Source organism: Streptomyces sp. NPDC049687 (genome assembly GCF_044465285.1).
GTDB lineage: Bacteria > Actinomycetota > Actinomycetes > Streptomycetales > Streptomycetaceae > Streptomyces.
Genome location: NZ_JBITLN010000001.1, coordinates 763,351 through 777,814 on the forward strand (window position 1 = coordinate 763,351; position 14,464 = coordinate 777,814).

A 14,464-nucleotide genomic window follows, 5' to 3' on the forward strand; every position below is an offset into this window, starting at 1 on the left:
ACCGCAAGGAGTCCCCGCGTGTCCTCTCTCTTCCCGGCCCTGACGGATGACCCCTCCGGGCGTGTGGCGCTGCGCTTCGGTGAGCGGAGCCTCACGTACGCGGAGCTCGCGGCGGCGGCCGGGGCCGTCGGGGAGCGGGTGCGGGGGGTGGGGAGGGTGGCCGTCTGGGCCACGCCCTCGCTGGAGACGGCTGTCGGCGTGGTGGGGGTGCTGCTCGCCGGCGCAGCCGCCGTGCCGCTCAACCCGAAGTCGGGGGAGAAGGAGCTCGGGCACATCCTCGGGGACAGCGCGCCCGGGGCCGTCCTGGCTGCCCCGGGCGACGAACTGCCCGCCCCCCTGGCCGGTGTCGAGCGCGTCGACGTCGATGTGCACGCCGCGGGCACCCTCTCCGCGGAACCCGTGGACGACGAGGCGCCCGCCCTCGTCGTCTACACCTCCGGCACCACCGGCCCGCCGAAGGGCGCGGTCATCCCGCGTCGGGCCGTCGCCACCACCCTGGACGCGCTCGCCGACGCCTGGCAGTGGACCGGGGAGGACGTGCTGGTGCACGGGCTGCCCCTGTTCCATGTGCACGGGCTCGTGCTGGGGGTGCTGGGGCCGCTGCGACGGGGCGGGGCCCTGCGGCATCTCGGGCGGTTCGGCACGGAGGGTGTGGCCCGGGAGCTGAACAGCGGCGCGAGCATGCTGTTCGGGGTGCCGACCATGTACCACCGCGTCGCCGAGGCGCTCCCCGACGATCCCGAGCTGGTCAAGGCGCTGTCGGGGGCGCGGCTGCTGGTGTCCGGTTCGGCCGCGCTGCCCGTGCACGACCACGAGCGGATCGCGGCGGCGACGGGGCGGCGGGTGATCGAGCGGTACGGCATGACGGAGACCTTGATGAACACCTCCGTGCGGGCCGACGGGGAGGCGAGGGCCGGGACCGTCGGCGTGCCCCTGCCCGGTGTGGAGCTGCGGCTGGTGGACGAGGAGGGGGCGGCTGTCACCTCGTACGACGGGGAGACGGTCGGGGAGATCCAGGTGCGCGGGCCCAACCTGTTCACCGAGTACCTCAACCGGCCCGACGCGACCGCCGCCGCCTTCACCGCCGACGGCTGGTTCCGGACGGGCGATGTGGCCGTGCGCGATCCCGACGGGTATGTGCGGATCGTGGGCCGCAAGGCCACCGATCTGATCAAGAGCGGGGGATACAAGATCGGCGCCGGTGAGATCGAGAACGCGCTGCTGGAGCATCCGGGAGTGCGGGAGGCCGCCGTCACCGGGGAGCCGGACGCGGATCTCGGCGAGCGGATCGTCGCGTGGGTCGTCCCCGTCGATCCGCAGTCCCCGCCCGCCGAGGGCGCGTTGGCGGACCATGTCGCCCGGCGGCTCGCCCCCCACAAGCGGCCCCGCGTGGTCCGGTACCTGGACGCGCTGCCCCGCAACGACATGGGGAAGATCATGAAGCGGGCGCTGCCCTCATGACGGGCCGCGCGAGCGCGCGCGAGGCCATCGCCCTCGTCGCCGGCTCCTTCGACGAATTCGCCCACCCCACACGGCCATTGGTCTCCGACGGGCCTCTGGCCTGGCCCGGCTACGACCTCTCCCGGGCCCGCGCCGCCGACCGCACCGGTGAGACGGAGTCCGTCGTCTGCGGCACCGCGGACATCGAGGGCACGCAAGCCGTGCTGATCGCCTTCGAGTTCGGCTTCCTGGGCGGCTCGCTGGGCGAGCACACCGGCGACCGGCTGGAGGCGGCGTACACCTATGCCCGTGCACACCGGCTCCCGGTGGTCCCGTTGGTCGCCACGGGCGGCAGCCGGATGCAGGAGGGCATGCTCGCGCTCACCCAACTCCAGAGGGTGGCACGGCAGTCGGCGCTCACGCGCGAGGCCGGGCTGCCGCAGATCGCCGTGCTGCGGGACCCGACGACCGGTGGCGGCTGGGCCACCCTGGGCGCGGGCGCCGACGTCGTCCTCGCGCTGCCCGGCGCCCAGGTCGGTTTCGCCGGGTCCCGGGTGCGGCCGCCGGACGCCGATCCGGCCGCGTACACGGCGGAGGCGCAGGTCGCGGCCGGCTCGGTGGACGCCGTCGTGGGAGCGGAGGAGCTGCGCGAGACGCTCGGAGCGTGGCTGCGGCTGCTCACCCGCCCGTCCAGCGGGCCCGCCCCCGTGCCTGAGGCCCTCGGGACGGCCGCTCTCCCGGCCTCCGGCTGGGACGCCGTACGACGGGCCCGCTCGCCTCGACGCCCCCGCGCCGCCCGCTACTTGGACGCCTACTTCACCCACCGCCTCGCGATCTCCGGCGACCGCTGCGGCGGCACCGATCCCGACGGGATGCTCTGCGGCTTCGGCGAGCGTCGGGGCCGTACGGTCGCGTACGCCGCGCAGACCGGGACGGCCACCCGGCCCGCCGGATACCGCACCGCCACCCGGCTCATCCGGCTCGCGGACCGGCTCGGCATCCCGGTGCTGACCCTGGTGGACACCCCGGGCGCGGCCAACGACGCCGAGGCGGAGCGGCAGGGCGCGGGCGCGGCGATCGCGGAGCTGTTCGGCGCGGTCGCCACCGCCCGGACGCCCCTCACCACCCTGGTGATCGGCGAGGGCGGCTCCGGCGGGGCGCTCGCCCTGGCCGCGCCCGGCCGCACCTGGGCCACCCCGGACAGCTACTTCTCCGTCATCGCGCCCGAGTCGGCCGCCGCGATCCTCAAGCGCCCTCCCGAGGAGGTGGAGGCGACGGCGGACCAACTCCGAATCCGGCCGCAGGACTTGGCCGAACTGGGCGTGATCCGGACAGGGGATCGGCGGCCGCCGTGAAAACGGCGGGCGGAACAGGACAACCGCAAGTACCGTCCGTAACAATGGGGATGCACACAGCCGCAGGGTCCGGGGCGAGCGAAGGGGCTACGGGGGCGCGTGGACAGACTGGTGGAGTTCAAGACCGACGACGGGGCCGTGGTCGCGGTGGAGGCCGCCGAGCCGGTGCGGCCCGGCTCGCGGCTGGTGGCCCGGGGTGACGGCACCGTCCAGGCGGCCCGCACCTTCGAGGGTGCCCTGGAAGGGGTGCGGGCGGCGGCCGAGTCCGCGCTGCGGGTGTTCCGGGACGGCTCGTTACGGCCGGACGGAGTGGAGATCGAGTTCGGGGTGAAGCTCTCGGCGGAGACGGGCGCGATCATCGCCAAGGGCACCGCGGAGGGCCACCTCGTGGTGAAGCTGACCTGGTCTCCGTCCGTGGCCGAGGGGCCGGAGCCCACCGGCGCCTCATGAACAGCGCCGAGTGGCACGCCCGGATCGAGAGCGCCGGCCAGGTCGCCGGGGCGGGCTTCCTGGTCACTCCGCGCAAGGTGCTGACCTGCGCCCATGTGGTGCGCGGGAGCGGCGGCGCGGACGCGCTGACGGTGACGTTCACCGAGCGGCCCGGCTCCCCCGCCGTACCGGCCCGGGTGATCGCCGACGGCGGCTGGGGCGGCGGCGCGACCGACCTCGGTGACCTCGCCGTACTGGAACTGGCGCACGACGTACCGATCGCGCCGGCCGCGCTCGCGCCCGTGGACGCGGCGCACGGGCAACGGCCCGACCGGCCCCGCAAACTCGTCGTGTACGGCTTCCCGGTCGGTTACGACGAGGGGACGCTCGCCGAATACCGCATCACCGCACCCCAGTTGCTCAACCGCGAGTGGATCCAGCTGGAGGCCTGGCAGCCGGGCGGGCAGCCGCTCGCGCCGGGGTTCAGCGGTGCCGCGGTCACCCTGGTGGAGACCGGCGAGGTCGTCGGCATGGTCACCGCGGCCGCGGACGCGACGGGCGTGCACAACGGGCGGATGATGCCCACCGAGGTCATGGCCCGCTACTGGCCCGACCTGGAGGGCCTGGTCCCCACCTCCGACCACGGCGCGGCCGACCGGGCCCGGCTGCGCGCCCTCGTCGAGCGCACCGTCCGGGCCGGCCTCGACGTCGATCCCGTACGGCGTGTGCGGCTCTACGAGGCCGCCAGGGGACCGCTGGACCCGGACCCGCCCGAGGAGGGGTTCGACTCGCTGTGGTCGGCGGCCCTCTTCGTGCTCTGCGAGATCGACGGCGCCGACGCGGCCGCCACCGTCGCCCGCTTCACCGCCCAGGTGGACGCCGTGTTCCAGGCACCCGCGGAGACGGCGGCCGCACCCGACTGGTCGCCCATCCTCGTCCACCTCCAGCACAGCGGCGCGGGCGACGGGCACGTCCGCGTCGAGGTGTCCGCTTACAGCGGGGGCCGCCGGCACCCGGTCGGCTCCGAGACCGTCCCGCAGGCCGGGGTGCGCGCCTACGTGCAGGACCGGATCGAGGCCGCGTTCCGGTATCTGACGCCCGGCTGCGACGAACTGATCGCGTTCGCGCTGCCCCGCGACTGGATCGACCTGCCCGTGGACCGCTGGGCGAGCGCCCCCGACGACGACACCCCGCTCGGCTCCGTGTACCCGCTGGTCGTCACCGACCAGGCACGGCTGCGGCCCGGCACCCGGCACCAGCTGACCCGCGCCTGGAAGCGGCTCGACACCCTGCCGGGCGCGCGGGTGCACCGCGTGGAGTGCGGCAGCCCCGAGGAACCCGCCAGGCTGCGCCTGCGGCTGCGCAAGCCCGACGCCTGTCTGGCCGGCTTCGCCACCGCCCCGGCGGAGGCCCGCACCCGCCCGCACTTCGACACCTCGCTCACCGCGCCCGCCCCGGTGGTGATCTGGTCGCGCGGTGGCTGCGCGAGCGGCCCCGAGGAGGTCTGCGCGGGCGGGAACGGCTGCGCGGGCAAGACGTTCCTGGACGAGCTCGACGCCTGTGTGTCCGGCGTGCCTCCCGCCGAACTCCCGCGCCAGGTACTGGCGTTGCGCGAGGAGGCCGAGGCGGAGGACGGCCACTGGGCCCGTGACATCCAGCTGCTGTGGGACGACCCCCGCGTCTTCACCGACCCGCACGTCGGTCCCCGCGGCGGCGGGGCCGCCCACGCCCACTCCCCCGTCGCCTGAGCCGCCCCCCGTCCCGACGTACGCCGCGTCACGCCGAGTTTCGGAGAACCATGCCCCACTGGACCGTCTACACCGGGAACAGCGAGCCGCACGACGGCATCGACCGGCTGCCCGCGCCGCCGCCCTGGCGGGCGTTCGACGGCGAGCCCGTGCTGCCGCCGCCGCACGACGCCGACGACGAGGCCGCCGTCTCCCCCGACCGCGTCCACCGCGCCCGCTCCTACGTCGCCACCCCGGAGAGCGTCCAGCTCGTCAACGCGGCCCTCGTGCTGCGCCGCCCGCTGCTGGTCACCGGGCCGCCCGGCACCGGCAAGTCCTCCCTGGCCTACGCGGTCGCCCGCGAACTGGGCCTCGGCCCCGTCCTGCGCTGGAACATCACCAGCCGCTCCACGCTGGCCGACGGGCTCTACCAGTACGACCCGCTCTCCCGGCTGTACGCAGCGCGGCAGGCGGCGCGGGCGGAGGCCGACGGCGACCCCCGGGGCGGCGGCGTGGAGGACCACCTTCGCCTCGGCCCCCTCGGCACCGCCCTGCTGCCCTACACCCGGCCCCGCGCCCTCCTCGTCGACGAGATCGACAAGAGCGACCTCGACCTGCCCAACGACCTGCTGAACGTCCTGGAGGAGGGCCAGTACGAGATCCCCGAACTGATGCGGGCCGCCCGCCACTCCGCCGAGGGCGTCACCGCCGAGGTCCTCGCCGACGGCACGGACGCCCCGGTCACCGTCACCCGGGGCCGGGTCCGCTGCCGGGCCTTCCCGTTCGTCGTCCTCACCAGCAACGGCGAGCGCGAGTTCCCGCCCGCCTTCCTGCGCCGCTGTGTCCGTCTGAAGCTGCGCCGCCCCGGCCGCGAACAGCTCACCGAGATCGTCCGCGCCCACCTCGACACCCCGCCCGGCGAGGCGGAACACCTCATCAACCGCTTCCTGACCCGCGCGGCCGACGGCGAACTCGCCACCGACCAGCTCCTCAACGCCCTCTACCTCACCGGAGTCGCCGGCCTGGACGCCGACTCCCGCGACGCGCTGGCGGAGCAACTCATGCCGTACCTCAGCGCCACGGCGGACGGCGATGGCTTCTGAGGAGACGGCGCCCGGGAAGACGGCCCACAGGGGGACCGCCGACGGGGACACGGCCGCGCTTCAGCGGCTCACCGCGCTGCTGACGGCTGCCACGGACACCGCACCGACCGCTCGCGAGCTGGCCGAACTGCTCTGGCTGGCACGGCAGTCGGACGACGAGGAGCCGGCCGGACGCGAAGCCGCACCCGCCGAGGGGGACAGCGGGAGCACGACGGCGGCCGCACCCCCCACACCACCCCCACCCCCCTTCGCACCCCCGGCCCGCCAAGGCGAAGCGCCCGCCCGCGTCCCCCTCCGCCTCCCCGCCGCCACTCCACCTCCGCCACCGGCCACCGGAACCGCCGGCGACACCACCCCCCTCCTCGCCCCCGCGCCCCCGATGCTCCCCCACCCCCTGGCCCTCCAGCGCGCCCTGCGCCCGCTGAAGCGCACGGTGCCGGCGGCACGGGCCCGGCTGCTCGACGAGCGGGCGACGGCCGACCGCATCGCACGGCTCGGCGCGCACCCGGACGTCTGGCTGCCCGTGCTCCGCCCGGCCCGCGACCGATGGCTGCGCCTCAACCTGGTCCACGACACGGGCCCGACCATGCCGGTCTGGCGCCCCCTCGTCCGTGAACTGCACACCGCGCTGGCCCAGTCGGGCGTCTTCCGCACGGTCACCCTGCACCCGGCCGGCCCCGACGGCGGCGCCCGGCACGTCCCCGACCCGGGCGACGGCCGTACGGTCACCCTGGTCGTCAGCGACTGCATGGGCCCGCAGTGGCGCCCCGGCCCCGCGGGCGGACGCTGGTACCGCACCCTGCGGCACTGGTCGACGAGGATGCCGCTGGCCGTCGTACAACCACTCCCGGAACGCCTGTGGCCGACGACGGCGCTCCCGGCCGAGCCGGGCGTCCTCACCTCCCCGGCCGCGGCGGCCCCCCTGACCGCCGTCACCTTCATCCCGTACGACCCCGAGTCCGCGCCCCCACCCGGCCCGGCCGTCCCCCTCCCCGTCCTGGAACCGGGCGCGCCGTGGCTCGCCAACTGGGCGGCACTCGTGGCCTCTCCGGGCGGCGCCCGCACCCCGGGCGCGGTGGCCTGGCTGCCCCCGGCGCCCCTCCCCGCCGGAGCGGCCCCCTCCCCCACCGCCCTCCCCGCCCAGGACCTCGTCCTGCGCTTCCGCGCCACGGCGTCCCCGGAGGCCTTCCGCCTGGCCGGCCACCTGGCCCTGGCCGTCCCCTCCGTCCCCGTGATGCGCCTCGTCCAGCGCGCCGTGGACCGCGACCCGCGCCCGCAGCACCTCGCCGAGGTCATCCTCAGCGGCATGCTCACCGCCGTCCCCGGCCCGCCCGGCTCCTACGACTTCCGCCCGGGCGTACGCGACCTGCTCCTGCGCACCCTGCCCCGCACGACCCGCGGCCGAACCCGCGAACTCCTGGAGCGCATAGGCGGTTTGATCGACGAACGGGCTGGCCTGACAGCAGGCGGTTTCCGCGCGGAGGCCGCCGTCGGCAAGGACGCCGGCACCGGCCCGGCCTTCGCGACGGTCAGCGAGGAGACCGTGCGGCGGCTGGCCGGTCCGGCGCAACAGCGCGGGGCGGATCCGCTCCCTCGCCCGTCCGCGCCACCTCGCTCCCCCGACGACGGCGCCCACCCCTCGCACACCCGCACCACCCTCGGATTCCGGACCGACACCGACCTCTCCGCCCACCCCGAAAGCCGTATCACCCTCGAGTACGCGGTCCACCAGGTCCTCTCCCGGGGCGCCCTCACCCCCCAGCAGTACGAGCTCGACGTCCACCCAGACGGCTACTCCGTCCGTGTCCTGCCCGGCACCGATCTGCTCCCGGTCCTCGTGGCGGCCCTGCGCTGGCTGCCCGACCACTGGGCCACGCTCGCCCGACCGCCACGCCTGCGAGTGGGTTTCGGGACCTCCACAGCCGTGGGAAGCGACTCCCCCCTCCTGATCGTCGTGTCCACCGGCCTCTACGACAGCTACACGGCGAGCTCGGCCGCCTCCGGCCCCTACCGCTTCCATCCGCTCTACGACGACCGGCTCTCGCCCGCCGCCTGGTACCACCCCGGCAGCGAACGGGCGGACCTGCTGAAGGGCCCCCTCGTCACCGCCGACCTCACCCGCCTCGGCATCCCCACCCCCGGCCGCACCGCCGTCGTGCACACCCGCCCCGAAGGCCCGCTCACCCTCCTCAACCCCGCCGACCCGTACGACGGCCACCCGCCTCGCCCGGTGACGTACTACGAGGTCGACCTCACCCCCCGGCGCGCCGTCCACCAGGTCACCCTGCCCAGCTCCGGCAAGGGCGGCTTCACCGCCGCCCTCGAGCTGACCTGGCGGGTGACCGACCCCGTGGCCTATGTGCGGACGGCGGGCCGGCAGGTCGGCGAGCGGTTGCTGGCCCACTTCCTGAACACGGCGCCTTCCGTCACCCGGCACCACTCCCTCCGCCGGGCGGCCGGCGCCCAACGGGCCGTCAACAGCCAACTCGGCAGGTGGCCGGTGCCCGGTCTCACCGTGACCTGCACCGCCACCCTCGCCCCGGACTACGCCCCACCGCCCCAGGTGGCCCGGCCGGCCCCGGCCGCCCGCCCGCTGTCGGAGCTGCTCGCGGACGCCGAGACCGTACTGTTCGGCTTCGACGGCCCGCTGACCCGCCTGTTCACCGCGACGACCGCCCGCGAGGCCGCCCTGGACCTGCTCGCCCTGGTCGCCGAGCACCGCGGCCCCGAGGACGGCCCGGCCGGCCGGCCGCCGGGGGACGCGGGCACGGCGCGGGAAGTGTTCGCGCACCCGCTGGACGTCCTGCGGGCCTTCGCCCGCGACCGGCTCGGCCCGATCCTGCGCGCACGCCTCGACGAACTGGAGCTGAGGGCCGTCCCGGACGCGCCGACGACCCACCACTCCGTCGCCCTGGTCCGCGCCCTGCACGACACCGGCCGCCGGATCGGCGTCGCCACGGACGTCTGCGAGCAGGCCGTCCACCGGCATCTGGAGTCCTACCGGCTCCCGCTGCTCGCGGGCGTCCACGGCCGCGCCGGCGACCTCGGCCGGCTCATGCCGCACCCCGACTGCCTGCAGCGCGCCCTGCGCACCCAGGGCGCCCCCGCCCACACCGGCGTCCTGATCGGGTCCACCCTCGCCGAACTGACCGCCGCCCAGCAGGTCGGCCTGCGGTTCATCGGCCTCGCCCGCAACCCCACGGTCGAACAGGGCCTGCGCGAGGCGGGCTGCGAGGCCACGGTGCCCTCACTGACCCCTGTCCTGGAGGCGGCCCGGACGCTGTAGCCCTCTCAGTCAGTCCGGGGTCGGTCCGTCCCGGGCTCACCCAGCGGTTCCCGGCCCTTCACCGGGTTCCGTGGATCGCCCCGGTGCGGGCTCTCCCCCCGTATGCCGGGCACCTGCCGGTCACCACCGATCGCCCCGGCGCTCGTGCAGCGCGTCCGCGACCTCGGTCGGGCAGGCGGTGACGACGAAGGGCGGATACCGCCGTTCAGGGTTCTCCTCACACTCGTACGCGGACCAGGGCTCCAGGGCGCCGAGGGTCCGTTCCTGTGGGGTCTGGGGAGCCGGGCCCCGAGACGGTGGCGGTTCTGCCGCCGACGGACTGTCGTACCTCCATTCGGCTGCGCCCCGCCCGGCCCCCTTGAAGAGGCGGCCCCCCTCCCCGTCCGCGCACGATGTGAAGGAGGCCGACCGCCCGGCGGCCCACCCGCACGAGAGGCCCGCCGCCCAAGGCGGCCCCACGGTCCGCGCTCTCGGGAGGAACCGCCATGACCGCCAGTCTGGAGCAGTTGCGCCGCTGCCATTTCGCCGTCGACCTCGGTGCGGCGCGGACCCGGGTGTACGTGCGGGGCGCCGGGCTCGTCGTGGACCAGCCGTCCGTCGCCGCCGTGAACACCCGCACCGGCGCGCTGATCGCGGTCGGTGAGTTCGCCGAGAGGATGACGGGCCGCACACCCCACTACATCCGGGTGATGCGCCCGGTCTCCGGCGGCACGGTCATCGACATCGAGATGGCCCAGCGCATGCTGCGGCATCTGATCGGCGACAAGATCCGCCGCCAGTTGCGCCGCAAGCCGTTCCTGCGGGCCGCCGCCTGCACCCCGCACGACGCCGGCCCGCTCGCCCAGCGCGCCACGATCGAGACGCTCGTCGGCCTCGGCTCCCGCCGCGTGGAACTCGTCGACACCCTCATCGCCGCCGCCGTCGGGTGCGGACTGCCCGTCGAGCGTCCGGAAGCCACCATGATCATGGTGTGCGGGGCGGCCGCGACCCAGGTCGCGGTGCTCTCCCTGGGCTCCATCGTGACCGCCGAGCGGATCCCGGTCGGCGGTGAGGCCGTGGACCACGCGATCGTGCAACACCTGCGCCACGCACACGAGTTGGTGCTGCCGAGCCAGTCCGTGCGACCCCTGCAGCTGGCCCTCTCCGGCAACGGCCTCAGCCCGCACGGCCCGACGTCCACGGAGATCCACGGGCGGGACGTGGCCACCGGCCTCGCCCGTTCCGTCCAGGTCGACACCGCCGCCGTGCGGGACGCGATCGAGACCCCGCTGACGGCCGTGCTCGACGGCATCGGCCGGGTGCTGCGGGAGTGCCCGCCGGATCTGGTCGCCGACCTCGCCGACCGGGGGATCATGATGGTCGGCGGGTCCGCCCTGCTGCCGGGCTTCGACCACATGCTGCGCCAGGCAACCGGCATGCCGGTGCACATCGCGGAACGGCCGGACATCTGCGCCGCACAGGGCCTGGGCGCGATGCTGGAGGGCAAGATCGCCCCGTTGACGCTGGCGCCGCTGGGGAACTGATCCCGGGCGCGGCCCTGCTCGCAGCCCCCTCCGGTCACTCCCCTCGCAAACGTTACGTGCGCGAAACCTTGACGATCACCTGGCCGGGTGCCACGATTCCGGCGCCGCCATGTTTACGTAAACATCAGCCACGGACGAGCTGCGATGTTTACGCAAACATCGTCGTCCTGAAAGGGCAAGTCGATGCGCCAGACCCCCACCAGAGCCTCCACCCCCTCCACCTGGTCCCCCCGCCTGCGTGCCGCCCTCGTCGCGGTCGCCGTCGCCGCGGTCGGCGGCACCACCCTCGCCGCCGCCCCGGCGTCCGCCTCCGCCGCCCCGGCCGCCGACACAACCCAGTTCAAGGGTGTGAACTGGGCGGACCCGCGCGACAACTTCGCCGACGACTACCTCCAGCTGTCCGGTCTGTCGACCTCGGACACCTACCGGCAGACGTACGCGAAGGCGAGCCGGATCATCTCGGCGTTCCGCGCGAACCTCGGCGCCAACACGGTCCGGCTGCCGATCAACCCGTACACGGTCAACGGCGCGTACTGGAAGTCGTACCGCGGGGTCATCGACGCGGCGTCCGACAAGGGCTTCAAGGTCATCGTCTCCTACTGGGAGGGCACGGGTGACCGCAAGGACGGCTACATCGACGACGAGGCCACCTACTGGCCGATGTGGAACACCGTCGTCAAGGCGTACAAGAACGACAAGCGCGTCTACTTCGAGCCGATGAACGAGCCGCACGGCTACACCGACAGCCAGTGGGCCGACATCGCCGCGAAGTGGCTGAACACCTACCCCTCCGTCCCCCGCAACCGGGTCTTCGTCAGCGGCGCCGGCTACAACGACCACGTCACCTCGGTCTGCGCCGACCCGCGCCTGAAGGGCACGTACCTCTCCCTGCACCACTACGGCTTCTGGAAGTCGTACGCCACCTACGACGAGTGGGTGGCCGACCTGAAGGTGCGCATCGGCGACTGCGCCGGCCGGACCGTGGCGGACGAGTTCGGCGCGCCCATGACGGACGGCCTGAACTACAACGTGAAGACCCCGGACAACAACTTCATCAACTACGTCCAGGCCGTCACCGACACCTTCCGCGAGCTGAAGATGGGCTCGGTGTACTGGCCGGGCCTGCGCACCGACGACACGTACTCCCTCCAGAAGCTCGTCGGCGACCCCAACCGCCCCTGGCTGGCCACCACCAACCAGTCCGGCGCGGACCGCCTCGCGTGGGGCTGGGGGCGGGGGAAGCCGGTCCGGAACTGACCACCGCCCATCCCTGTCAGCGGGCCCGCCGGTCCCCCGATCGGCGGGCCCGCACCCGCATGCGCGGGCAAGACCTGATACACCGTTGATCCACGCGCCGCCCGCCGCATAGTTTCCTCGGATGACGAACGTACGGATCGGTGTGATGTACGACCGCGACTGGGCGCCGGAAGGGCTGCCCGGGTTCGCGCGGGCAGTCGAGCGGATCGGGGTCGACGACCTGTGGGTGGTCGAGGATCTCGGGTGGAACGGCGGGGTGTCGGCGGCGGCCGTGGCGCTGGGGGCGACCGAGCGGATGCGGGTCGGGATCGGGATCGCGCCGGCGCCGTTGCGCAGTCCGGCGCTGCTGGCCATGGAACTCGCCACGCTGGCACGGGTGTTCCCGGGACGGCTGGTCGCCGGGATCGGACACGGGGTGCCGGAGTGGATGGCCCAGGTCGGCGTCGCGGCGCGTTCGCCGCTGGCCCTCCTGGAGGAGACGATCACCTCGGTGCGCGCGCTGCTGCGCGGGGAGCGGGTGGAGCTGGAGGGGCGGGAAGTGCGGCTGGACGGGGTCCGGTTGGTGCATCCGGCGGTCGAGGTGCCGCCCGTCGTCGCGGGTGTCGTACGGCCCCGGTCGCTCGAGCTGTCCGGGCGGGTCGCGGACGGCACGCTGGTCGCCGAGGGTCACGGTCCGCGCGATCTGGCGAACATCCGCGCGTTGACCGGCAAGGGCGGCGCGGGTCCCGAGCACACTCTGACGGCGTTCTCCTTCGCCTGCGTCGGCGACGACCCCGACGAGGTGGCCCGCACCCTCCACCCGCACACCGAGGGGCACGGCGCCTGGCTCGGCCGGCCGCAGGAGGAGGTGTTCACCGTCTCCGGCACGCCCGAGGAGGCCGCGGGGAACATCGGGGAGCTCGCGGCGGCGGGCGCGGGGACCGTCGTCCTGCGGATCGTGGGTGAGGAGCCGTTGCGGCAGCTGGAGGCCGTGCTGGAGGCGTGGGGCCGGGCTGGGCACGAGAACCCGGGCGTATCACTCCATTGAGGGAGCGGTGAAACGATCCGTTGGGTGAACGGTGCCGCGTTTCGCGCACCGGCCGGGACGGGGCGACGATCCTGGGCGGGCATTCGACCGACCAGCGGGCCCGGGTTCCGCGGGTCCTGGTCCCCACCGGTAAGGAGTCCTCCTTTGCGTGTTCGTCGTCTGGTGACCGGCAGCCTCGGTCTCGCCGCCCTCGTTCTCGCTTCCGTCAGCGGGGTGGCCGCCGCGAGCCCCGCGGCCGCCGCCCCGTGCGGTTTCTACGAGACCGGATCGGACGCCTTCTACAACCACTGCACCTCGGACGGCTCCCGGGTGGTCATCAAGGTCGAGGTCGCCTGGGCGCCCGACTACGAGACGTGCGTCGGACCCGGCACGTCCTGGCTGGGCTCCGCCGCCAAGATCCAGGGCGCCCACTACACCGGTCGTACCTGCTGAGCGGCGGTCATCCGAGGGTGTGCAGGCCCACGACCGACAACAGTTCCAGGCGTTCGGCGTCCTGGCTGCCCGGTTCGGCCGTGTAGATCATGATGCGCAGGTCGCTGCCCGCGACGCTGAGCACATCGCAGTCGAGGGTCACGGGGCCGACCTGGGGATGCTCGACGGTCTTCAGGGAGGCCTCGTGGTGTCCCACGGCCCCGGACTCCCACAGCTCGGCGAACCGGGCGCTGTGCGCGCGCAGTTCCGCGATCAGCCGGCGCAGCCGCTGGTCGGCGGGGTAGCGGCTCGCCGCCGCGCGCAGATCGCCGACCACCGCGGCCTCCATCGCCTCACGGGACTGCCGGGTGTGGCGGACACGGCTCTCACCGGAGCCCAGGAACGTGCGCCACGCGCCGTTGCGCTCCCGGCCGTGCCGCTCCCCCATCAGCGCCGTGTGGAGCGGATTGGCCAGCAGGAGCGTCCACGACGCGTCGGAGACCGCCACCGGCGTCCCCGTCAGCCGGTCCAGCATCCGGTGCACGCTAGGCGCGATGTACGCGGGGACCGTGCCGTGTCCCGGCGGCACCAGCCCGGCGGAGTGGAACAGGTGCTCGCGTTCGGCCGTGGAGAGCCGCAGCGCCCGCCCGAGGGCCTCGACGACCTGCTCCGAGGGATTGACGGCACGGCCCTGTTCCAGCCGGGTCACGTAGTCGACGGAGATACCCGCCAGCATCGCCAGTTCCTCGCGGCGCAGCCCCGGTGCGCGCCGGTGGCCGCCCGAGGGCAGTCCCGCCGCGTCCGGGGAGACCCGGTCCCGCCACCGCCGTACCGTACGCCCGAACTCCGTGCCAGCCATGCCACCACTGTGCACCGCGCTGCCCGCGTCGTCCTGGTACTGGCGGT

At 74.5% G+C, this 14,464-nt stretch carries 11 protein-coding genes; 10 read left to right on the top strand and 1 reads right to left on the bottom strand.

Going from position 1 to position 14,464, the window contains the following annotated elements; all coding sequences use genetic code 11:
• Window positions 1–18: 18 nt before the first annotated feature.
• From ACIBVL_RS03540 to ACIBVL_RS03585, 10 genes are all read left to right on the top strand, one after another.
• Window positions 19–1,461 (top strand): acyl-CoA synthetase, encoded by a 1,443-nt coding sequence (locus ACIBVL_RS03540; RefSeq protein ID WP_399091056.1) that lies wholly within the window; start codon window positions 19–21, stop codon window positions 1,459–1,461.
• Window positions 1,458–2,795 (top strand): carboxyl transferase domain-containing protein, encoded by a 1,338-nt coding sequence (locus tag ACIBVL_RS03545; RefSeq protein WP_399091059.1) that lies wholly within the window; start codon window positions 1,458–1,460, stop codon window positions 2,793–2,795. Before ACIBVL_RS03540 ends, ACIBVL_RS03545 begins: the two co-directional genes overlap by 4 nt.
• A 99-nt stretch (window positions 2,796–2,894) precedes the next feature.
• A complete protein-coding gene (locus ACIBVL_RS03550; protein ID WP_399091062.1) occupies window positions 2,895–3,245 on the top strand; it encodes a CU044_2847 family protein in 351 nt (116 codons plus the stop codon).
• Window positions 3,242–4,972: a trypsin-like peptidase domain-containing protein gene (locus ACIBVL_RS03555; RefSeq protein WP_399091065.1), complete on the top strand. Its 1,731-nt coding sequence runs from the start codon at window positions 3,242–3,244 to the stop codon at window positions 4,970–4,972. The genes ACIBVL_RS03550 and ACIBVL_RS03555 overlap by 4 nt, the downstream gene beginning before the upstream one ends.
• A gap of 50 nt (window positions 4,973–5,022) precedes the next feature.
• Window positions 5,023–6,054: an AAA family ATPase gene (locus ACIBVL_RS03560; RefSeq protein ID WP_399091068.1), complete on the top strand. Its 1,032-nt coding sequence runs from the start codon at window positions 5,023–5,025 to the stop codon at window positions 6,052–6,054.
• Complete coding sequence (locus ACIBVL_RS03565; protein ID WP_399091071.1) at window positions 6,044–9,340, top strand: SAV_2336 N-terminal domain-related protein; 3,297 nt, start codon at window positions 6,044–6,046, stop codon at window positions 9,338–9,340. The genes ACIBVL_RS03560 and ACIBVL_RS03565 overlap by 11 nt, the downstream gene beginning before the upstream one ends.
• A gap of 485 nt (window positions 9,341–9,825) precedes the next feature.
• Window positions 9,826–10,863 carry a rod shape-determining protein gene (locus tag ACIBVL_RS03570; RefSeq protein ID WP_399091074.1) on the top strand — a complete coding sequence of 346 codons (1,038 nt, stop codon included), beginning with the start codon at window positions 9,826–9,828 and terminating at the stop codon, window positions 10,861–10,863.
• A 183-nt stretch (window positions 10,864–11,046) separates the two neighbouring features.
• Window positions 11,047–12,120, top strand: coding sequence for a glycoside hydrolase family 5 protein (locus tag ACIBVL_RS03575; RefSeq protein ID WP_399091077.1), 1,074 nt, complete (start codon window positions 11,047–11,049; stop codon window positions 12,118–12,120).
• A gap of 121 nt (window positions 12,121–12,241) precedes the next feature.
• Window positions 12,242–13,147 carry an LLM class flavin-dependent oxidoreductase gene (locus ACIBVL_RS03580; protein ID WP_399091080.1) on the top strand — a complete coding sequence of 302 codons (906 nt, stop codon included), beginning with the start codon at window positions 12,242–12,244 and terminating at the stop codon, window positions 13,145–13,147.
• A gap of 144 nt (window positions 13,148–13,291) precedes the next feature.
• Entirely contained in the window at window positions 13,292–13,579 is a 288-nt protein-coding gene (locus ACIBVL_RS03585; RefSeq protein ID WP_399091083.1) for a DUF6355 family natural product biosynthesis protein, read from the top strand.
• Between the two features lie 7 nt (window positions 13,580–13,586).
• On the opposite strand, the gene ACIBVL_RS03590 is transcribed toward ACIBVL_RS03585, so the two are convergent.
• Window positions 13,587–14,417 (bottom strand): helix-turn-helix transcriptional regulator, encoded by an 831-nt coding sequence (locus ACIBVL_RS03590; protein WP_399091086.1) that lies wholly within the window; start codon window positions 14,415–14,417, stop codon window positions 13,587–13,589.
• Window positions 14,418–14,464 lie beyond the last annotated feature (47 nt).